The sequence below is a fragment of the Variovorax sp. GW821-FHT09B01 genome, assembly GCF_059418345.1.
Genome location: NZ_JBWKPQ010000004.1, coordinates 45,749 through 65,200, shown reverse-complemented (window position 1 = coordinate 65,200; position 19,452 = coordinate 45,749). Strand labels below are relative to the sequence as shown.

Annotated in this window: 17 protein-coding genes; 9 read left to right on the top strand and 8 right to left on the bottom strand. The window is 69.9% G+C overall.

Features of this window, described 5'->3' with window-relative positions:
• Nucleotides 1-44 precede the first annotated feature (44 nt).
• From AC07RV_RS14765 to AC07RV_RS14745, 5 genes are all read right to left on the bottom strand, one after another.
• Nucleotides 45-1,220: an ABC transporter substrate-binding protein gene (locus tag AC07RV_RS14765; RefSeq protein WP_093343725.1), complete on the bottom strand. Its 1,176-nt coding sequence runs from the start codon at nt 1,218-1,220 to the stop codon at nt 45-47.
• Complete coding sequence (locus tag AC07RV_RS14760) at nt 1,217-2,023, bottom strand: alpha/beta fold hydrolase (RefSeq protein WP_296788526.1); 807 nt, start codon at nt 2,021-2,023, stop codon at nt 1,217-1,219. Before AC07RV_RS14760 ends, AC07RV_RS14765 begins: the two co-directional genes overlap by 4 nt.
• 61 nt (nt 2,024-2,084) lie before the next feature.
• Nucleotides 2,085-3,632 (bottom strand): benzoate-CoA ligase family protein, encoded by a 1,548-nt coding sequence (locus tag AC07RV_RS14755; RefSeq protein WP_296788529.1) that lies wholly within the window; start codon nt 3,630-3,632, stop codon nt 2,085-2,087.
• Nucleotides 3,633-3,690: 58 nt separating this feature from the next.
• Nucleotides 3,691-5,241 (bottom strand): 3,4-dehydroadipyl-CoA semialdehyde dehydrogenase, encoded by a 1,551-nt coding sequence (locus AC07RV_RS14750; RefSeq protein WP_296788533.1) that lies wholly within the window; start codon nt 5,239-5,241, stop codon nt 3,691-3,693.
• A gap of 124 nt (nt 5,242-5,365) precedes the next feature.
• Nucleotides 5,366-5,866: a DUF4863 family protein gene (locus tag AC07RV_RS14745; protein ID WP_296788535.1), complete on the bottom strand. Its 501-nt coding sequence runs from the start codon at nt 5,864-5,866 to the stop codon at nt 5,366-5,368.
• Nucleotides 5,867-6,028: 162 nt separating this feature from the next.
• Here AC07RV_RS14745 and AC07RV_RS14740 point away from each other — a divergent pair, with 162 nt between their 5' ends.
• From AC07RV_RS14740 to AC07RV_RS14715, 6 genes are all read left to right on the top strand, one after another.
• Nucleotides 6,029-6,964, top strand: a complete 936-nt coding sequence (locus AC07RV_RS14740; protein ID WP_203203572.1) for a helix-turn-helix transcriptional regulator — start codon at nt 6,029-6,031, stop codon at nt 6,962-6,964.
• 190 nt (nt 6,965-7,154) lie between these two features.
• Nucleotides 7,155-8,831 carry a 2,3-epoxybenzoyl-CoA dihydrolase gene (gene boxC / locus AC07RV_RS14735; RefSeq protein ID WP_296788540.1) on the top strand — a complete coding sequence of 559 codons (1,677 nt, stop codon included), beginning with the start codon at nt 7,155-7,157 and terminating at the stop codon, nt 8,829-8,831.
• A gap of 31 nt (nt 8,832-8,862) precedes the next feature.
• A complete protein-coding gene (boxB, locus tag AC07RV_RS14730) occupies nt 8,863-10,290 on the top strand; it encodes a benzoyl-CoA 2,3-epoxidase subunit BoxB (protein WP_093343739.1) in 1,428 nt (475 codons plus the stop codon).
• A gap of 50 nt (nt 10,291-10,340) precedes the next feature.
• Nucleotides 10,341-11,624: a benzoyl-CoA 2,3-epoxidase subunit BoxA gene (gene boxA / locus AC07RV_RS14725; RefSeq protein ID WP_296788544.1), complete on the top strand. Its 1,284-nt coding sequence runs from the start codon at nt 10,341-10,343 to the stop codon at nt 11,622-11,624.
• 31 nt (nt 11,625-11,655) lie between these two features.
• On the top strand, nt 11,656-12,129 hold the full coding sequence (locus AC07RV_RS14720; RefSeq protein ID WP_296788547.1) for a MaoC family dehydratase: 474 nt from the start codon (nt 11,656-11,658) through the stop codon (nt 12,127-12,129).
• A 233-nt stretch (nt 12,130-12,362) separates the two neighbouring features.
• On the top strand, nt 12,363-13,856 hold the full coding sequence (locus AC07RV_RS14715) for a hypothetical protein (RefSeq protein ID WP_296788550.1): 1,494 nt from the start codon (nt 12,363-12,365) through the stop codon (nt 13,854-13,856).
• An 83-nt stretch (nt 13,857-13,939) separates the two neighbouring features.
• Here AC07RV_RS14715 and AC07RV_RS14710 read toward each other — a convergent pair whose 3' ends face one another.
• The 3 genes from AC07RV_RS14710 to AC07RV_RS14700 form a co-directional block, all read right to left on the bottom strand.
• On the bottom strand, nt 13,940-14,590 hold the full coding sequence (locus AC07RV_RS14710; RefSeq protein ID WP_296788553.1) for an adhesin: 651 nt from the start codon (nt 14,588-14,590) through the stop codon (nt 13,940-13,942).
• A 195-nt stretch (nt 14,591-14,785) separates the two neighbouring features.
• A complete protein-coding gene (locus AC07RV_RS14705) occupies nt 14,786-15,799 on the bottom strand; it encodes an alpha/beta hydrolase family protein (RefSeq protein ID WP_296788555.1) in 1,014 nt (337 codons plus the stop codon).
• Nucleotides 15,800-15,935: 136 nt separating this feature from the next.
• The gene (locus AC07RV_RS14700; RefSeq protein WP_296788558.1) at nt 15,936-17,153 is read right to left on the bottom strand and encodes a helix-turn-helix domain-containing protein; all 1,218 of its coding nucleotides are present in this window, start codon (nt 17,151-17,153) and stop codon (nt 15,936-15,938) included.
• 68 nt (nt 17,154-17,221) lie between these two features.
• On the opposite strand from AC07RV_RS14700, the gene AC07RV_RS14695 reads away from it, so the two are divergent.
• The 3 genes from AC07RV_RS14695 to AC07RV_RS14685 all read left to right on the top strand — a co-directional run bounded on the left by AC07RV_RS14695 (nt 17,222) and on the right by AC07RV_RS14685 (nt 19,368).
• Nucleotides 17,222-17,896 carry a 4'-phosphopantetheinyl transferase family protein gene (locus AC07RV_RS14695; RefSeq protein WP_296788561.1) on the top strand — a complete coding sequence of 225 codons (675 nt, stop codon included), beginning with the start codon at nt 17,222-17,224 and terminating at the stop codon, nt 17,894-17,896.
• 76 nt (nt 17,897-17,972) lie between these two features.
• Nucleotides 17,973-18,431, top strand: a complete 459-nt coding sequence (locus tag AC07RV_RS14690; RefSeq protein WP_093343749.1) for an Rrf2 family transcriptional regulator — start codon at nt 17,973-17,975, stop codon at nt 18,429-18,431.
• Nucleotides 18,424-19,368 (top strand): NAD(P)/FAD-dependent oxidoreductase, encoded by a 945-nt coding sequence (locus tag AC07RV_RS14685; RefSeq protein WP_296788564.1) that lies wholly within the window; start codon nt 18,424-18,426, stop codon nt 19,366-19,368. The genes AC07RV_RS14690 and AC07RV_RS14685 overlap by 8 nt, the downstream gene beginning before the upstream one ends.
• Nucleotides 19,369-19,452 lie beyond the last annotated feature (84 nt).

Below are 19,452 nucleotides of genomic sequence, written 5' to 3'. Positions count from 1 at the left end.
CGAAAACGAAAGAAGATCGAGCCGATCAGCGGAAGGCCGAGGCCTTACATGCGGCAACCGCGCGCGGGGTCTGCGAGACCCTTGATCGCCGTGCTCACCAGCTTGTTCTCCTTGCCTTCCACCTTGCGCAGATAGATGTCCTGCACTGGGTTGTGCGACTTGCTGACCGTGAAGGTGCCGCGCGGGCTGTCGATCTTCGCCTTCTCGACCGCGGCCGCGAAGTCGGCCTTCTTCGTGATGTCGCCCTTGGTGGCGGCGAGGCCCACGCCCAGCATCTGCGCGGCGTCGTAGCCCTGCACCGCGTAGACGTCGGGCTGCAGTTTGAAGGTCTTGGCGTAGGCGGTGCGGAAGGCGGTGTCGCGCGGCGTGTTCAGGCCGTCGGCGTAGTGCAGCGTGGTGAGCATGCCCTGCGCCGATTCGCCCTGCGCCTCGAGCGTGCCGTCGGTCAGGAAGCCCGGGCCGTACAGCGGGATGGTCTTGTTCAGGCCCGCGGCCTGGTAGTCCTTGACGAACTTGACCGCGCCGCCGCCCGCGAAGAAGGCGTACACCGCATCGGGCTTGGCCGCCGCGATCTCGGTCAGCAGGGCCTGGAACTCCACGTTCGGGAACGGCAGCGTGAGCTGCTTGTCGACCTTGCCGCCGGCCTTCTCGAAGCCTTCCTTGAAGCCGTTGACCGACTCCTCGCCGGCCGCGTACTTCCAGGTGATGGTCATGACCTTCTTCTTGCCCTGCTGTTTGGCCGCCACTTCGCCCATGGCGTAGGCCGGCTGCCAGTTGCTGAACGAGCTGCGGAAGATGTTGGGCGCGCACATCGGGCCGGTCACGGCGTCGGCGCCGGCATTGGGCACGATCAGCACGGTGCCGCTCTCCTTGGCGGCCTTGGCCATGGCCATCGCCACGCCCGAGTGCACGGTGCCCACGATCACGTCGACGTTGTCGCGCTTGATCAGCTTGTTGACGTTGTCGGTGGCCTTGGCGGGATCGGACTCGTCGTCGACCTTGAAGTACTCGATCTCGCGGCCCGCGAGCTTGCCGCCCTGCTCGTCGACGTAGAGCTTGAAGCCGTTCTCGATCGCCACGCCCAGCGCGGTGAAGGTGCCGCTGTAGGGCAGCATCAGGCCGACCTTGAGCTTGCCCGTGCCCTGGGCCGAGGCGGCCGTGCACAGCGCGGCGAAGGACAGCGCGGTCAGCGCGAGGCGGGTGGTGTGGCGAATGGTCATGAGCTTTGTCTCCTGTTTTTGGTGATGAACGAAGTGGCCGCGACGATGACACGATCCGGCTGATCGCGATGCGGGGAATGCCCGCATTCGGGGATCTCGAGCAGCTCGCAGCCGGGCACGCGCGCGGCGATGCCGCGGATCTGCGCGAGGCTGCCGTACTCGTCGCCGAGCCCCTGCACGGCGAGCACGGGGCAGCGGATCGTGTCGAGCTCGGCCTCGATGTTCCAGTCGCGGAATGGCGGATGCAGCCAGATGCGGTTCCAGCCCCAGAAGGCCGAGTCGGCGCTGTCGTGGTAGCGGCCGAGTTTCTGCGGCAGGTCGGTGCCGAGGTAGGCGGTGCGCGCGAGCTCGATGTTCGCCACCGTCACGTCTTCCACGAAGATGTGCGGCGCCAGCACGACCAGGCCCGCGACGCGGTCTGGAAAGCGCGCGGCGTACAGCAGCGAGATCGAGCCGCCGTCGCTGTGGCCGAACAGCCAGGGCTTTTCGCCGTCGAGCGCGAGCGCGCTGAACAGCGCGGGCAGCACCTCGTGCGCCTGGCGGTGCATGAAGTCCACGTCCCAGATCTCGTCCTCGGCGCGCGGCGTCGAGCGGCCGTAGCCGGGGCGCGAGAACACCAGGCCGCGCACGCCGGCGGCTTCGCACAGGCGCGCGGGAAAGTCCTTCCACATCGCGACCGAGCCCAGGCCTTCGTGCAGGAACACAACGAGCGGCGCGTTGCCGCGCTCGGGCGCGATCCACTGGCACTCGATGCGCACCGCGCGGCCGCGCCAGTCGATGGTGGCGAAGTCGGGAATGTTCATTGAAACACCTTCGTGCTCCGCACTGCGGTGCGAGCTTGCTTGGGGCGGCCCGGCGCGGCGCTCATGCCTGCTTCTCTCTCTCGCGCAGCCGGAAGCGCTGGATCTTGCCGGTCGCCGTCTTCGGCAGCTCGGCCACGAACTCGAGGAAGCGCGGGTACTTGTAGGGCGCGAGGCGCTCCTTCACGAAGGCCTTGAGCTCGTCCTCGGTGGTGGTGCCGCCGTCCTTGAGCACCACGAAGGCCTTGGTCTTCGTGAGGCCCTCGCCGTCCTCCTTGCCGATCACGGCGGCTTCGAGCACGGCCGGGTGCTGCATCAGCGTGGCCTCGACCTCGAAGGGCGAGACGTAGATGCCGCTGACCTTGAGCATGTCGTCGCTGCGACCCGCATAGGTGAAGTAGCCGTCGGCGTCGCGCGTGTACTTGTCGCCGCTCTTGGTCCAGCCGCCCTGGAAGGTCTCGCGCGACTTCTCGCGGTTGGTCCAGTACATCAGCGCCGAGCTCGGGCCGCGGATGTAGAGGTCGCCGACCTCGCCATCGGGCACCGCGCGGCCGTCCTCGCCGCGCAGCTCGACCTCGTAGCCCTCGACCGGCTTGCCCGTGGTGCCGTAGCGCACGTCGTCGGGCCGGTTCGAGATGAAGATGTGCAGCATCTCGGTGGAACCGATGCCGTCGATGATGTCGCAACCGAAGTGCGTCTTGAAGCGCTGCGCGATCTCGCCGGGCAGCGCCTCGCCGGCCGACGAGCACATGCGCAGCGCCACCGCCTCGCGCGCCGGCAGCTTGGGCGAGGCGAGCATGCCCGCGAAGCCGGTGGGGGCGCCGAAGAAGACGGTGGGCTTGTGTTCCACCCAGCGGCGGAAGGTGGCGTCGGGCGTGGGCCGCTCGGCCATCAGCACCACGGTGGCGCCCACCGACAGCGGGAAGGTCAGCGCATTGCCCAGGCCGTAGGCGAAGTACATCTTGGCAGCCGAGAAGCAGACGTCGTTCTCGGTCAGGCCCAGCACCGGCTTGCCGTAGAGCTCGGCGGTCCACCAGAGGTTGGCCTGCGTGTGGACCGTGCCCTTGGGCTTGCCGGTGGAACCCGAGGAGTAGAGCCAGAAGCCGGGATCGTCGGAGGCCGTGAGCGCGGGCGCGGCCAGCGGCTCGGCGGCGGCGAGCGCGGCCTCGAAGTCCTGCGCGCCCTCGGGCAGCGCACCTGCCGGTTGCGACACCAGCAGCGTGTGCAGCTCGTGGCCGCCGCGCGCCATCGCTTCCTGCAGCACCGGCAGCAGCGCGCCCGACACCAGCGCGGCCTGCGCGCGGCTGTGGTCGAGCATGTAGGCGTAGTCCTCGGGCGTGAGCAGCGTGTTGACGGCCACCGGCACGATGCCGGCATAGAGGCAGCCGAGGAAGCTCACGGGCCAGTCGTTGCCGTCGAGCATCAAGAGCAGCACGCGTTCCTCGCGGCGCAGGCCCGCGGCCTTGAGCGCCGCGGCCAGGCGGCGCGCGCGTTCCTCGAGCTGGCCGTAGCTCAGCGTGCCGCGGTCGTCGACGTAGGCGGTGCGCGCGGCGCGCTCGCGGTTGAGCGCGAACAGGTGCTCGGCGAAGTTGAAGCGGGGTGGCAGGCTCATCGTGTGTCTCCTTGGGGCCTCTGTGGGGGCGCTGCGGCTGTATCTATAGGGAGGGCGGCTACAGCCCCAGGGCGGCGAGCACGCCGTTGCCCGCCTGCACCGCGCTGCGGCGGTGGTAGAAGTCCAGCGCGCGCAGGCCGCCGAGTTCGGCGCCGCCGCCCGCGCGGCCCGGGCCGCCGTGCAGCGACATCGGCATCACGTTGCCGTGGCCGGTCTGGGCCTGGGCCACCTCGGGCGTGATCACGTGCACGCGGCCATGGCTGGCCGCGAGTTCGACCGCCGCCTGCGCGAGCGCCGTCTCGTCGGCGCCGTAGAGCGAGGTCACGAGCGAGCCCTGGCCGCGGTGGGCGAGGGCGAAGGCATGGGCCGTGTCGCGGTAGGGCAGCAGCGTGGCGACCGGGCCGAAGACCTCGATGTCGTGCACCTGCCGCGCCGCGTCGGCGTCGCGCGCGCCCAGCAGCACCGGGCCGATGCAGGCGGCCACGGCCGGGTCGGCGTCGACCAGCGGGCGGTCGCGGCCGTCGTGCAGCACCTGGGTCTGCGCGGCGAGCGCATCGAGTCCCTCGCGCACCGCGGCCAGCTGCGCGCGGCTCACCAGCGAGCCCATGCGCACGCCCTCGTTGCGCGGGTTGCCCACGCTCACGCCCGCGAGCTTGGCGCCGATCGCCTCGGCGGCGGCGTCGTAGAGCTCGGCCGGCACGAGGATGCGGCGGATCGCGGTGCACTTCTGGCCCGCCTTCACCGTCATCTCGCGCACCACCTCGCGCACCAGCAGGTTGAAGGCCTCGCTGCCGGGCGCGGCACCGGGCAGCAGCAGCGCGCTGTTGAGGCTGTCGGCCTCGATGTTCACGCGCACCGAGCGCCGCGCCACGGCGTCGTGCGAGCGGATCAGCGCGGCGGTGTCGGCCGAGCCGGTGAACGAGACCACGTCGAAGGGCTGGAGCTGGTCCATCAGGCCGGCCGAGCTGCCGCAGATCACCGACAGCGCGCCCGAGGGCAGCACGCCCGCGTCGACCACGTCCTTGACCATGCGCTGCGTGAGCCAGGCGGTGGCGGTGGCCGGCTTCACGATCACCGGCACGCCCGAGAGCAGCGCGGGCGCGGCTTTCTCCCACAGGCCCCACGAGGGGAAGTTGAAGGCGTTGATGAACAGCGCCACGCCATGCGTGGGCACTTGCAAATGCTGCGACTGGAACAGCGGCTCCTTGCCGAGCCTGGCGGCCTCGCCGTCGCGCAGCGCGCGCACGTCGCCGAGTGCATCGCCCCACTTGGCGTACTGGCCCAGCGTGAAGATCGCGCCGTCGATGTCGACGGCCGAGTCGTTCTTCACCGTGCCCGAGTTCGCGGTCGCGATCTCGTAATAGGCATCGCGGTTCGCCTGCAGCACCTTGACGATGGCGGCCAGCAAGCCGGCGCGCTGGCGGTAGGTGAGGGCGCGCAGGGCCTGGCCGCCCTGTTCGCGGGCGAACGCGAAGGCCCCGGGCAGGTCGAGCCCGGTGGCGTCGACGCGCACGAGCTCGGTGCCGAGCACCGGGTCGAAGAGGGGCGTGCCGGCGCCCGAGCCGCTTTGCCAGCGGCCGGCGACGTGATTGGGAAGAAGCTCGGTCATTCGATGGGCTCTCGATGTGTGCAGATTCGGGGAACACCGCGGAACCGGCTTTGCCGGGCCGCTGGTGTTGCCCCCGGCGAGGGGGTTGGCGGCCACACGAAGTGGGCAAGCCTGGGGGAGTGCCTCATACCGTGAACTTGATCTGCCCTTCGGGCAGGAGGTAGAGAACGAGCGCGCGGCCTTGCGCGACGGTCGGGCGGTGCGCGCTGCCGGGGCCGTAGACGCACCAGCCCGCGGGCCGTCCGTCGAAGCTGGCGGCGGGGCTGTCGTCCAGCGGCATGATCAGGTCGATCTCGCCCTGGGGATGGGTGTGGTGCGGGCCGGCGATGTCCTGCATGTCGACCACGTCGACGGAGAAGCGGTGCAGCGCGTCCTCGGCCTTGAAGACGCGGCCGTACCTGATGCCGCCGCCTTCGCGCTCGCACAGCCAGCCTTCGGCCACGCCCTGGCGGCAGGCGGCACCGAGCCGCGCGAAAGTGGGGCTGCCGGCGCCGTGGTTCGCGTTGAGCCAGCGGTCGAGCTCGGCGTCGAGCGGCCGGCCGGCGATCTCGGCGGTCAGGCCGGCGATCAGTTGGTGGAAGGCTTCCTTGCCGCCGGGGCTGGCGGAGTGGCTGCTGTCGGACATCGTGGGCCTCGAACTTTGGTATTGCCTTGCAGGAATGCTGCACGTGCAGTATCTTGCGTGTGGCCGAACAATAAGCATCGAGACAACCAGTGTCAAGCAATATAGTGCATCTATGGTGTTTACCCTGAGCGCGCACAATGCCGGCGAAACAAGAGGAATGGCATGAATGAGCATGTAGACGCGGTGCTGGCCACCGCGCCGGAAGGCGCCGCCCCCGCCGCGCCCGGGGAGGTGAAGAACCCGCTGCTGGTCGCGCTCGGCGAGCGCGTGCGCAACCTGCGCGCGCAGCGCGGGCTCACGCGCAAGGCGGTGGCGATCGCGGCCGAGGTGTCGGAGCGCCATCTCGCCAACCTCGAGTACGGCATCGGCAACGCCTCGATCCTGGTGCTGCAGCAGGTGGCGGGCGCGCTGCACTGCTCGCTGGCCGAGCTGGTCGGCGACGTGACCACCAGCTCGCCCGAGTGGCTTTTGATCCGTGAGCTGCTCGAGCACCGCAGCGAGGCCGATCTGCGCCGCGTGCGCGTGGCGCTCGGCGAGTTGCTGGGCACGGCCTCGGTCGACCCGGCGCGGCACCGGCGCATCGCGCTCGTGGGGCTGCGCGGCGCGGGCAAGTCCACCCTGGGCCAGATGCTGGCCGACGACCTCGAGGTGCCCTTCGTCGAACTGAGCCGCGAAATCGAGAAGCTCGCCGGCTGCAGCGTGCGCGAGATCCACGACCTCTACGGCACCAACGCCTACCGCCGCTACGAGCGCCGCGCGCTCGAGGAGGCGATCCAGATCTACAGCGAGGTGGTGATCGCCACGCCCGGCGGCATCGTCTCCGACCCCGCCACCTTCAACGAGCTGCTCGCGCACTGCACCACCGTCTGGCTGCAGGCCGCGCCCGAGGAGCACATGGGCCGCGTGGCGGCCCAGGGCGACACCCGCCCGATGGCCGCCAGCCGCGAAGCCATGGACGACCTGCGCCGCATCCTCAACGGCCGCGCCGCCTTCTATTCGAAGGCCGATCTCACGGTCGACACCAGCCGCCAGACCCTGCCGCAGAGCTTCCAGAACCTGCGCGCCGCGGCCCGCCAGGCGATGGGCCTGAAGGCCTGACCCGGCCGGCGCCGCCGCGCGCCGGCCCGGGCTTCGGTCACGTTCTCGAAAAAAACCGCATCAGGCATTGACGTGCCCGTAAACATGCAGCATGATGCATGTCATCGCCGCAGGAAAGTGCATTATTATTCGTGCATCGACCTTGTCCCGCGGCCTTTCAAGCCCACGGAAGACCCAGGAGACCCCCGCCATGACCGACACCACCGCATCCACCGCCGCCCCGCGCGTCGACTACCGCATCGAGCCTTCCCAGTACCGCCACTGGTCGATCGGCTTCGACGGCGAGATCGCGCGCCTCACGCTCGACATCGCCGAGGACGGCGGCATCCGCCCCGGCTACAAGCTCAAGCTCAACAGCTACGACCTCGGCGTCGACATCGAGCTCAACGACGCGCTCAACCGCATCCGCTTCGAGCACCCCGAGGTGCGCAGCGTGATCGTGACCAGCGGCAAGGACCGCATCTTCTGTTCGGGCGCCAACATCTTCATGCTGGGCGTCTCGAGCCACGCCTGGAAGGTGAACTTCTGCAAGTTCACCAACGAGACCCGCAACGGCATGGAAGACTCGTCGAAGCACTCGGGCCTGAAGTTCCTCGCGGCCGTGAACGGCGCCTGCGCCGGCGGCGGCTACGAACTGGCGCTGGCCTGCGACGAGATCCTGCTGGTCGACGACCGCTCCTCCTCCGTCTCGCTGCCCGAAGTGCCGCTGCTCGGCGTGCTGCCCGGCACCGGCGGCCTGACCCGCGTGACCGACAAGCGCCACGTGCGCCACGACCTGGCCGACATCTTCTGCACCAGCGTCGAAGGCGTGCGCGGCCAGCGTGCCGTCGAATGGCGCCTGGTCGACGCGGTCGCCAAGCCCGCGCAGTTCGCCGCCGCCGTGCAGGAACGCGCCTCGCAGCTCGCGGCCGGCAGCGACCGCCCCGCCGGCGCCAAGGGCGTGGCCCTCACGCGCCTCGAGCGCACCGACAGCGCCGACGGCATCGCCTATTCGCACGTGAACGTGCAGATCGACCGCAGCAAGCGCACCGCGGCGATCACCGTGAAGGCGCCGAGCGGCGCGCAGCCGGCCGACATCGCCGCCATCGAAGCCGCGGGCGCCGCCTGGTGGCCGCTGGCCGTGTGCCGCGAGCTCGACGACGCGATCCTCAACCTGCGCACCAACGAACTCGACATCGGCACCTGGCTGCTGAAGACCGAGGGCGACGCCCAGGCCGTGCTGGCCTCGGACGCCGTGATGCTCGCGAACAAGGACCACTGGCTGGTGCGCGAGACCATCGGCGCGCTGCGCCGCACGCTGGCGCGCTTCGACGTGTCCTCGCGCAGCCTGTTCGCGCTGGTCGAGGCCGGTTCCTGCTTCGCCGGCACGCTGGCCGAGCTGGCCTTCGCGGCCGACCGCACCTACATGCTCGCGCTGCCCGACGACGCCGAGCGCGCGCCCAGGCTGGTCCTGAACGAATTCAACTTCGGCTTCTTCCCGATGGTCAACGACCAGAGCCGCCTGCAGCGCCGCTTCTACGAGGAGGCCGCGCCGCTCGAGGCCGCGCGCGGCGCCGCCGGCAAGCCGCTGGATGCCGACGAGGCCCTGAAGCTCGGCCTGGTCACGGCCGCGCCCGACGACATCGACTGGGACGACGAGATCCGCATCGCGATCGAGGAGCGTGCCGCCATGTCGCCCGACTCGCTGACCGGCCTCGAGGCCAACCTGCGCTTCTCGAGCAAGGAGAACATGATCACGCGCGTCTTCGGCCGCCTCTCGGCCTGGCAGAACTGGATCTTCAACCGCCCCAACGCCGTCGGCGAGAAGGGTGCGCTCAAGGTCTACGGCACCGGCGAGAAGGCCGGCTTCGATCTCAACCGCGTCTGAACCTGCAGCCCGTACAACCCAAGGAACAACGATGAGCACGATCAACTACAGCGAGAAGATCCCCAACAACGTCAACCTCGGCGAAGACCGCACGCTGCAGCGCGCGCTCGAAGGCTGGCAGCCCAACTTCATCAACTGGTGGGACGACGTCGGCCCCGAGGGCTCGACCAACCACGAGGTCTATCTGCGCACCGCCGTGAGCGTCGACCCGCAGGGCTGGGCCCAGTTCGGCCACGTGAAGATGCGCGACTACCGCTGGGGCATCTTCCTGAACCCGGGTGATGCCAACCGCGAGATCCACTTCGGCGACCACAAGGGCGAGAAGGCCTGGCAGGACGTGCCCGGCGAACACCGCGCCAACCTGCGCCGCATCATCGTCACGCAGGGCGACACCGAGCCCGCCTCGGTCGAGCAGCAGCGCCACCTGGGCCTGACCGCGCCCTCGATGTACGACCTGCGCAACCTGTTCCAGATCAACGTGGAAGAAGGCCGCCACCTGTGGGCCATGGTCTACCTGCTGCAGAAGCACTTCGGCCGCGACGGCCGCGAAGAAGCCGATGCACTGCTGCAGCGCACCTCGGGCGACGAGAACAACCCGCGCATCCTCGGTGCCTTCAACGAACGCACGCCCGACTGGCTCGCGTTCTTCATGTTCACCTACTTCACCGACCGCGACGGCAAGTTCCAGCTCTCCGCGCTGGCCGAGAGCGCCTTCGATCCGCTGGCGCGCACCACCAAGTTCATGCTGACCGAAGAGGCGCACCACATGTTCGTGGGCGAGAGCGGCGTGTCGCGCGTGATCGCGCGCACCGCGCAGGTCATGAACGAACTGAAGACCGACGACGCGCAGAAGGTGCGCGCGGCCGGTGCCATCGACCTCGGCACCATCCAGCGCTACCTGAACTTCCACTACAGCGTGACCATCGACCTGTTCGGCGCCGACCAGTCGAGCAACGCCGCCATCTTCTACAGCTCGGGCCTCAAGGGCCGCTACGAGGAAGGCAAGCGCACCGACGACCACGTGCTCAAGGGCCAGACCTACAAGGTGCTCGAGGTGAAGGACGGCCAGCTCGTCGAGAAGGACGTGCCGATGCTCAACGCGCTCAACGAAGTGCTGCGCGACGACTTCATCAAGGACTCGGTGGCCGGCGTCGGCCGCTGGAACAAGGTGCTCGAGAAGGCCGGCATTCCAACCCGCCTGGTCGTGCCGCACAAGGCCTTCAACCGCCAGATCGGCGCGCTTGCCGGCATCAAGATGTCGCCCGAGGGCCGCGTGGTGAACGACATGGAATGGGCCGCCAAGCGCGACGAATGGCTGCCGAGCACCGAAGACTTCGCTTTCGTGGCATCGTTGATGGGCCGCGTCATCGAGCCGGGCAAGTTCGCGGGCTGGATCGCGCCGCCGGTGATGGGCATCAATCGCCAGCCGGTGGACTTCGAATACGTCCGCTTCGGCTGAGCGCCTGGATATGAATCCCTCGTCCCCACGGCGAGGGGATGGAGAACAACATGGACATGGCCGTTGAAGCCGGGGTCATCAAGCAGCACCTGATCGACCCCGAGATCTGCATCCGCTGCAACACCTGCGAGGCCACCTGCCCCGTCAACGCGATCACGCACGACGACAACAACTACGTCGTGCGTGCGGACGTCTGCAACGGCTGCATGGCCTGCATCTCGCCGTGCCCCACGGGCTCGATCGACAACTGGCGCACCATGCCGCTGGTGCGCGCCTACTCGATCGAGGAACAGCTCGGCTGGGAATCGCTGCCGGCCGAACTCACGCCCGAGGAGCTCGAGGCCGCGGGCGTGACGGCCGACGTGGCCGATGCCGCCGAGGTGGCCGAAGCGGCACCGGCGCAGGCCGCGAGCGCCGAAGCGGCCGAGCCGGTCTTCCACTCGGCCCAGTACGGCGCCACCGTGCCGCCCTGGTCGGCCGCGCATGCCTACACCAACCTGTTCCCGCCGAAGACCCCGACCACCGCCACCGTGGTGGGCAACTTCAACTGCACCGAGGCCGGCTTCGACAGCGAGACCCACCACATCGTGCTGGACTTCGGCGCCATCCCGTTCCCGGTGCTCGAGGGCCAGTCGATCGGCATCGTGCCGCCCGGCGTCGACGCCATCGGCAAGCGCCACCACGCACGCCAGTACTCGGTGGCCAGCCCGCGCAACGGCGAGCGGCCCGGCTACAACAACGTCTCGCTCACCGTGAAGCGCGTGACCGAGGACCACCAGGGCAACCCGGTGCGCGGCCTGGCCTCGAACTACGTCTGCGACCTCAAGGTCGGCGATACCGTGCAGGTGGTCGGCCCCTTCGGCGCCTCGTTCCTGATGCCGAACCATCCGAAGTCGCACATCGTGATGATCTGCACCGGCACCGGCAGCGCGCCGATGCGCGCCATGACCGAGTGGCGCCGCCGTCTGCGCAAGAGCGGCAAGTTCGAGGGCGGCAAGCTCATGCTGTTCTTCGGCGCGCGCACGCAGCAGGAGCTGCCCTACTTCGGTCCGCTGCAGTCGCTGCCCAAGGATTTCATCGACATCAACCTCGCGTTCTCGCGCACGCCGGGAAGCCCCAAGCGCTACGTGCAGGACCTGATGCGCGAGCGCGCGGCCGACCTCGCCGCGCTGCTGAAGGACGGCGCCAGCCACTTCTACGTCTGCGGCCTCAAGAGCATGGAGGAGGGCGTGGTGCTCGCGCTGCGCGACGTGGCGCGGGACGCGGGCCTGGACTGGGACACCGTGGGCGCCGCGCTCAAGCGCGAAGGCCGGCTGCATCTCGAGACCTACTGATCTTCATCCTGGAGCCGGATACGCTGCGCCGATGAAGTTCGCCGATTTCCACGCCGGCCAGGTCATCGAGGCCGGCCCCTACCTGCTCAGCGAAGAGGAGCTGGTCGGCTTCGCCCGCAGCTACGACCCGCAGTGGTTCCACACCGATGCCGAGGCCTCGCGCGAGAGCCCCTTCGGCGGCCTGATCGCGAGCGGCTGGCACACCTGCGCCATCGCGATGCGGCTGGTGGTCGAGGCCGCGCTCGCGGGCTCCGAATCCTTCGCCTCGCCGGGCCTCGAGCACGTGCGCTGGCCGAACCCCGTGCGCCCCGGCGACGCGCTGCGCCTCGTGGCCGACGTGATCGAGGTGCGCCGTTCCGAGAGCAAGCCCACGCTGGGCATCCTGCGCTGGCGCTGGCGGCTGTTCAATCAGCGGGAGCTGATGGTGCTGGATGTGGAGGTGACGAGCCTGTTCAGGCTGCGGGACGCGGAGAGCGACTTGGCGCTGCGCCATCAAGTCCCCTGAAACCACTCGGATTCAGCGCTTTTCGCTAAACATTTTTGAGTAACGCTGGATGAACTAGGCAGAGCCGTGGGCCGCTCGGGGAACACCCTGGCAGGGTCGACGGTGATGCGGCGAGGAAAGAAAAGGGCATCGGCCAGGTGAATTCCCGGCGGTGCCCTGTTTTTCTGGCCATCGGATCAAGACAGAAGTTGCTCGAAATGGAAGTTTCTATGAGGAAGTCATACGGGAGGCTGTTGCTGGCCGCGGTCGTTGCGCTGGGCCTGCAGGCATGCGGCGGTGGGGGAGGCGGCGGTGGTGGTGGCGTGGGTGCGTTGGGGCTGGGCGGGCTGCCGACCGTGCCCTCCGATGCCGTGACCATGACTGTGTCGGTCAATGGCAAGGTCGTGACGCCGACTCCGCCCGCGAGCGGGAAGGCCTATCCGGAAGTCCGGATCAAGGCGGGCGACCGGGTCGAGTTCTCGACGAACCTGCCGGTCAGGTGGACGCCTCAGGACGATCATGGTTTCGACGAAGCCGTTGCCAACTCTGACTACAGCTATGCGGACGTCGATCCGCGCTACGGCGACCATGGCTTCCTCAAGTTCCGCAACCTGAGCATCACCGGCACCAAGTGGTCGGCCCAGATCGTCAACATCGATCCGGGGAGCGAGCAAGGCTGGCCCATCATCGGGTGGCTGGCCAGCATTCCCTCGGGCGGCTCGTTCACGAACACGCAGTTCGCCGCCGTCTACCTGAATACTTCCCCAGGCGACCCGCGCAACGGAACCTACGAGTTCTTCAGCGCCGGTGGCGTCCAGAAGAAGCTTCGGCTGGATTTCGATGCGAAGGTCTACGAACTCGTGGGCAAGGACACCCGCAAGCTCACGGGATCGTTCGCAGCCGATGACAAGGAGCCCGGCAGCTTCGTCTTCGACGACAAGGGCAATGCAGCCGCCAACATCGCCCGCTTCCGCCTGGCTGCGAGCAATCCGGCAGCCTATCCGTCGGCCGACCTGATCGTCGGCGCCCTGAAGCCCGAAGATGGCGCCACCGCGCAGCCCTTCATCGCGATGACCCGTCGGGCGGCACCGCTGAACGCAGGGGAACTGGCGGGAACCTACAACCGGTTCAGCGTCGAGCGTGCCTATGGCGTGGGGCCGACCTCCTCCATCAACCAGTTCCGCATTTCCGGAGACGGCCGCCAGCTCGAGCTGTGCACCGAGCACTATGTCTTCGAAGTTCTCGGGTGCCCGCCTTCCGGCCTCAAGACCTACGCGGTCGCCGCGACAGCACCGGCCGGCTTCTGGCGTGCCACCAACATCGCGGATTCGAAGGACAGTGAGGACTTCCTCGCGCTGAGGGTCAATGGTGAGGTCGTCGTGATCTCGGCCGGTAAGTTGGCCGCCGATCCGGCCAAGACCGTCTTCAGGGCAGGACTGCCGGTCCGCTCCCAATGGCGCGATGTCGTCGCCTACGGTGCATCCACCAATGGCGGCTGGAGCAAGCTCACCGTGAGCGCGAACGCCACCAACCTGAACCGTGACACCCTCAAGTCCGATGGTTCGAGGAGCAAGCTCGACTTCTCCATCCAGAACCTCGGCAGTCGCGCCGATCTGAAGGATGTCGAGCCCAAGACACCGGCGTCCGAAAACTACATCGGTATCCAGAGCACCAACCTGTCCTTGCTCATCGGACCGCCATCGCCGGCCTTTACGGGCGTGCTGCAGATCCATCTGAACGACCAATGATCCGCCGCTGATTCGAAAAGAAGGCCCGCGATCTCGAAAGAGGCGCGGGCCTTTTGTCACGGCGCAGGCACTCGCCTGCAGGCTTACTTGCCCAGCTTCACGCCACCGCTGCCACCGGCCTGACCGGCCACACCGGCCCCGGTGCCGATCGGCTTCAGCGCGCCGCCCGCGGAACCGGCCGCGCCGGTGACGCCGTTCACCGCGCCGCCGACGGTATTGGTCGCACCGCCGAGCGCACCGGTCGCGCCATTGGCCGTGCCCGCCACGCCGCCCACCGCATTGGTGGCACCGTTCACGGCCCCCGTGGCGCCGCCGACCGTATTGCCGACATTGCCCACCGCGCCGGTCGCGCCGCCGAGCACGCCGCCCACGGCATTGCCGAGGCCGCCGCCGTTCGCGTTGCCCGAGGCATTGCCGCTCGCACCAGCGTTGCCGCCAGCGTTAGCGCCATGGCCGTTCGCCTGGCCTGAAGCGGCAGCACCCCCGCCGGCGTTCGTTCCGGCATTCACGCCGGTGCCGCCGGCATTGGCGCGCGTCTGCGCCGCGGCATCGCCACGCGCGCCAGCCTGTGCGCTGCCTGCATTGCCGCCGCCCGAGGCGCCGACCCCGGCATTCACGCCCACGCCGACGCCGACGTTCGGGGTCGAGACCTGTGCGCCGGCCTGAATGCCCGCGGTGGCCAGCAGGCCCGCGAGCAGGGCGCCGAAGACGATGCGATGGTGTTGTTGTTTCATGGCTGGGATTCCTTCCTTTTCGAGTGATACGGGATCGCTGAAAACACAGAGCCGGCAGGGTGCCGGCTCGGAATGAAACATAGGGAAGGGCGCGGTGGGGGCCGTGAGCGCCGGGGCCGCGCCTGGCTGTGGGAGCTGTCCGTCGGCGGAATCGGGGGCTCGTGCGTTAGCCCGTTCGGCGCAGGAATGACGTCTTCAAGGCAGGAGATGGCGGCTGAAGAAGGCCGTTGTTCCGGTTTCGGCCGCGCGCACCGCCGCCCGGTCGAAGCCCGGCGGGTCGTTCAACAGGTCGCCGATCAGCCCATCGAGCGCCGGCGGCTGCGGCGACAGCAGTGAACCATGGCCGCCGAGCGCCAGGTCGGCCAGCAGTTCGCAGCGCGGCCGGCAGGCGGCCAGCACGGCATCGCCATGAAAGCGCGGGATCAGCCAGCGGTCCTGCCGGGCACCGATCAGCGCCAGCGGGATGCGCGGCGTCACCAGCGAGTCCAGGTCGAAATCGGCCGCCCCCGGCACGCCGGCCACCGCGACCGCGATGCGCGGGTCGTGGTCCTCGCGCATCCGCGTGTCGGCCGCGAAGCGGTGGCGGATCACGGTGCGCGCACCCCAGCGCTTGAGGCCGTCGAGCGGGCCGCCCGTGAGCCGCGTGATCAGCCCGACGCAGAACTGGAAATCCTCGTCCAGGTGGGTGTCGCAATGGCGCGCGAACGCCGCCGGCGACCAGCGCCCGCCCGCGAGGCTCAGCGCCGTGTGCCCGCCGGCCGAGATGCCGTAGAGGCCGACGCGGTCGAGCCGCAGCAGCGGGGCGAAGCGCGGATCGCGGCCCACGGCGTCGATCGCGCGCGAGACCTCGGCCGGCCGCTGCGTCCAGCTGTCGGGGCCGGGGTCGCTGCCGTCGCGCGCGTTGTCGGCGCGGTGCTCGGGCATCGCGACCACGAAGCCGGCCGCGACCAGGCTGCGCGCCTGATCCACGTGCACCCACGGCGCCCCGCCCGAGCCGTGCGACACCACGACCAGCCGGTCGTTGCCGCGCACGGGTGTCGCGCCGGGGGCGGCGTCGAAGGCGAAGGGGCCGCGCTGCACGCGCTGCGGCGGCGACTCGGCGGGATAGAACAGCGTGATGGGGCCATCGGTGGGGGTGGCGGGAAGCTGGTCAAAGCCGAGCGTGGCGGCCTGGGCCAGGCCGGTGAGGAAGGCGAAGAGCGCCAGCATGCCGGCGATTCGGCCGAGCAATGAGTAACGGTGAAGCAAGAAAACTCCTGATGATGGAACGAAGCCGGCACGATGCCGGCGCCGCCCGGGCCGCGTCTCGCCGAAAACCGCGAGGGCGGCTTCGGGCCCGGCGATTTCAGGAATCGGCCAGCTTCTGCCGCCGGAATTCGGTCGGCGTGAGCCCGGTGGCGGCCTTGAAGGCGCGGTTGAACGGGCCGATCGACTGGAAGCCGGCCTCGAGCGCGATGCTCAGCACCGGCCGCTCGCGTTTCGCCGGATCGGCCAGCGCCGCCAGCGCTTCCTGCAGGCGGAAGCCGTTGATGTAGGCGTTGAAGTTGCGGTGGCCGAGTCGCTGGTTGATGAGCCGGCGCAGCCGGTACTCGGGCACCGCGAGCCGCGCGGCGAGCTGGGCGATGCCCAGGTCCTCGTCGCGGTAGCCGCGTTCGGCGGTCATGAGGCGGTGCAGGGCGTCGGCGAGGCGGTCCTCGGCCGGGTCGACCTCCGGCGTGGGCTCGGGCGATGCCGCCGGGGCCGGATCGGCCGGCGCGGATTCGGTGCGCTCGACACCGGCCTTGGACCGGGGCACGGCCTCGGACGGCGTGGCCGGTTCGGCGCCGGTCTCCGGAACGAGGACCGCCGCGGGTTCCATCGCAGGCAGTGCCGGCACGGGCGTCGCGGCCGGGAACAGGTCCGACCCCGCCAGCCGCACCATCCGCCAGGCGACCACCGCCACGATGGCCAGCAGCAGCGCGACGTCCAGCGTCGCCATCGTTCCGCTGAGCTGCCAGCGCGGCGACTGCCAGCGCGCGCCGATCATCGCGATGCTGTAGAGCGCGCCGGCCCCCACGATGAAGGCGCGCAGCCGGCGCCGCCGCTCCACCAGGTCGGCACGCCAGCGCGAGGCCGCCGCGGCCATGGCCAGCAGCGCGAACACCAGCGGCGCCGCGCGCTGCAGGCCCAGCGTCAGCGGCGCGATCGCCAGGCCGCTTCCGACCAGCACGGCGCAGTTGGCGCCCGCGAGCAGCGCCACCGCGGCCCAGGCCACGGCATGCAGCGGCCGCGGCGCGAAGTCGTCGTCGAACAGGGCCCGCGCGAACACCCAGAACAGCACCGCATTGCCCGCCGCCACCGCCACCAGCGGTGCCTGCCACAGCCGCGACGCCCAGGCCTCGAAGGACGGCGTCGAGCCCGCCACCTGCAGCGCGAGGCCCAGCGCCAGGGCCACCCCGACGCGCGCCGCCGGCAGCCGCGGCCGGTCGCGGCCGAGCACCAGCGCCAGCAGGAGCAGCAGGGCGGTCAGCACGCCGCGCAGGGCGGCATCGAGCAGCAGAGGGGCGGGATCGGAAAGAGGCATGCGGGCGCGGCGATGAAGGCGCAGTCGCCGCGGGCCGGACGATAGCAGCGCGTGCAAGACAATGCCGCATGCGCATCCTTCCCCTGGCCGATGCCGCCCTGCCGGCCGGCATCGAGCTGTTTCGTCTCGAACTGGACCTGGCCACCGAACCCACCGCGCTGCGCGCCGCGCTCTCGAGCGACGAGGACGCGCGCCTGCAGCGCTTCGTGCAGCGCGCCGATCGCGTGCGCTTCGCCGCCGCGCGTTCGGCGCTGCGTGGCCTGCTGGCCGAGCGCATGGGCCGCGATCCGCTCGGGCTGCGCTTCGAGGCGGGCCCGCAGGGCAAGCCCTTCGTGCGTGAGGCGCCGCGCTTCAACGTCGCGCATTCGGGCACGCAGGCGCTGATCGCGCTGGCCGACCCCGCCGTGGGGCTCGAGGTCGGCGTGGACATCGAGCACCGCAGCGAGGACATCGACATCGAGGCCCTGGGCGAACTCGTGTTCACGCCCACCGAGCGCGCCGCGCTGCGCGTGGCCGACGACCGGCTCGCGGCCTTCTACCTGCGCTGGACCGGCAAGGAGGCGGTGCTCAAGGCGATCGGCGTCGGCATCACCGAGCACCTGCAGTCGCTCGACATCGCGGCCGGCACCGGCGCGGCGATCGACATCGTCATGCGCGTGCCGGCCTGGCAGGCGGTGCGTGCGATCCGGCTCGATGCGCCCGCGGGCTATGCCGCGGCGCTCGCCTGGCATCCGGTGTCCTGAGCCGCAACCGCTTTTTCCGAAGGGGCATTGACCCGGCCTCGCCACGCTTTCCATTTCAAGCAACTCATAATGTTGCATGAAACGAGACAGCAAGCTTTCCGCCATCCTGCACGTGCTGCTGCACATGGCCGAGATGGACGAACCCGCGACCTCCGAATCGCTCGCGCAGGCGATGCACACCAACCCGGTGGTGGTGCGCCGCCTCATGGCCGGGCTGCGGCAGGCCGGCTTCGTGAGCTCGGCCAAGGGCCATGGCGGTGGCTGGGTGCTGTCGTGCCCGCTGTCGAAGGTGACGCTGGCCGACATCCACGCGGCCGTGGGCGCGCCCGCGCTGCTGGCCTTCGGCAACCGCACCGAGAGCCCGGGCTGCATCGTCGAGCAGGCGGTCAACACCGCCCTCGACGGCGCCTGCCGCGAGGCCGAGGCGCTGCTGCTCGCGCGCCTGGGCCGCATCACGCTGGCCGATCTCTCGAAGGATTTCCACCGCCGCATGCACGAAGGCGGCTTCACTGCCAAGGACATTGCCCATGCCTGATTCCACGAGTTCTTCCCTCCCCTACGACGCATTGATCGTCGGCGGCAGCTTCGCGGGCCTCTCGGCCGCGATGCAGCTCGCGCGCGCACGCCGGCGCATCTGCGTGGTCGACGCGGGCCAGCCGCGCAACCGCTTCGCCGAGGCCTCGCACGGCTTCTTCGGCCACGACGGCGCGGCGCCACTGGCACTGCGCGACCAGGCGCGCGCGCAACTGCTGGCCTATCCCTCGGTGGATTTCGTCGCGGACGCGGCAGAGACGGCGTGCGTGCTGCCGGCCGAAGAGGGCGACACCCGCTTCGCCGTCACGCTGGCTTCGGGCCAGACCCTGGTGACGCGCCGGCTGCTGTTGGCCACGGGCATGCACGACCTGCTGCCCGAGGGCATCGAGGGCCTCGCGCCGCGCTGGGGTTCCAGCGTGCTGCACTGTCCCTACTGCCATGGCTACGAGTTCATCGACCGCCGCCTCGGCGTGCTGGGCAGCGGCGAGCTGTCGGTGCACCAGGCGATGCTGGTGGCCGACTGGGGGCCGCTGACGCTGTTCACGCATGGCATGCCGCCGCTCGACGCCAAGACGCGCGCGCAGCTCGATGCGCGCGGCATCACGCTCGACCCGGGCCGCGTGGTCGCGCTCGAAGGCCCCGCGAACGCGCTCGAGGCGGTGCGCTTCGACGACGGGCGCCGGCTGCCGCTCGACGCGCTGTTCGTGGCGCCGGCCCAGCGCCAGGGCAGCACGCTGGCCGCGCAACTCGGTTGCGCCTTCGACGAGGGACCGCTGGGCCTGGTGGTGCACACCGATCCGATGATGAAGACGAGCTCGGTGCCCGGCGTGTTCGCGGCCGGCGATGCGGCGCTCGCGATGCAGAACGCCACGCTGGCCTCGGCCGATGGCGTGCGGGCCGGGGCCTCGCTGCACCGCTCACTGATCTTCGGCAACTGAGGGCAGAAGAAGCTTCGAGGTTTCGGCCGGCGCCCGCGCCAGGCGCCGATCTGGCGGGGCGGGAGCAGCCAGCCCGGGGCGAGC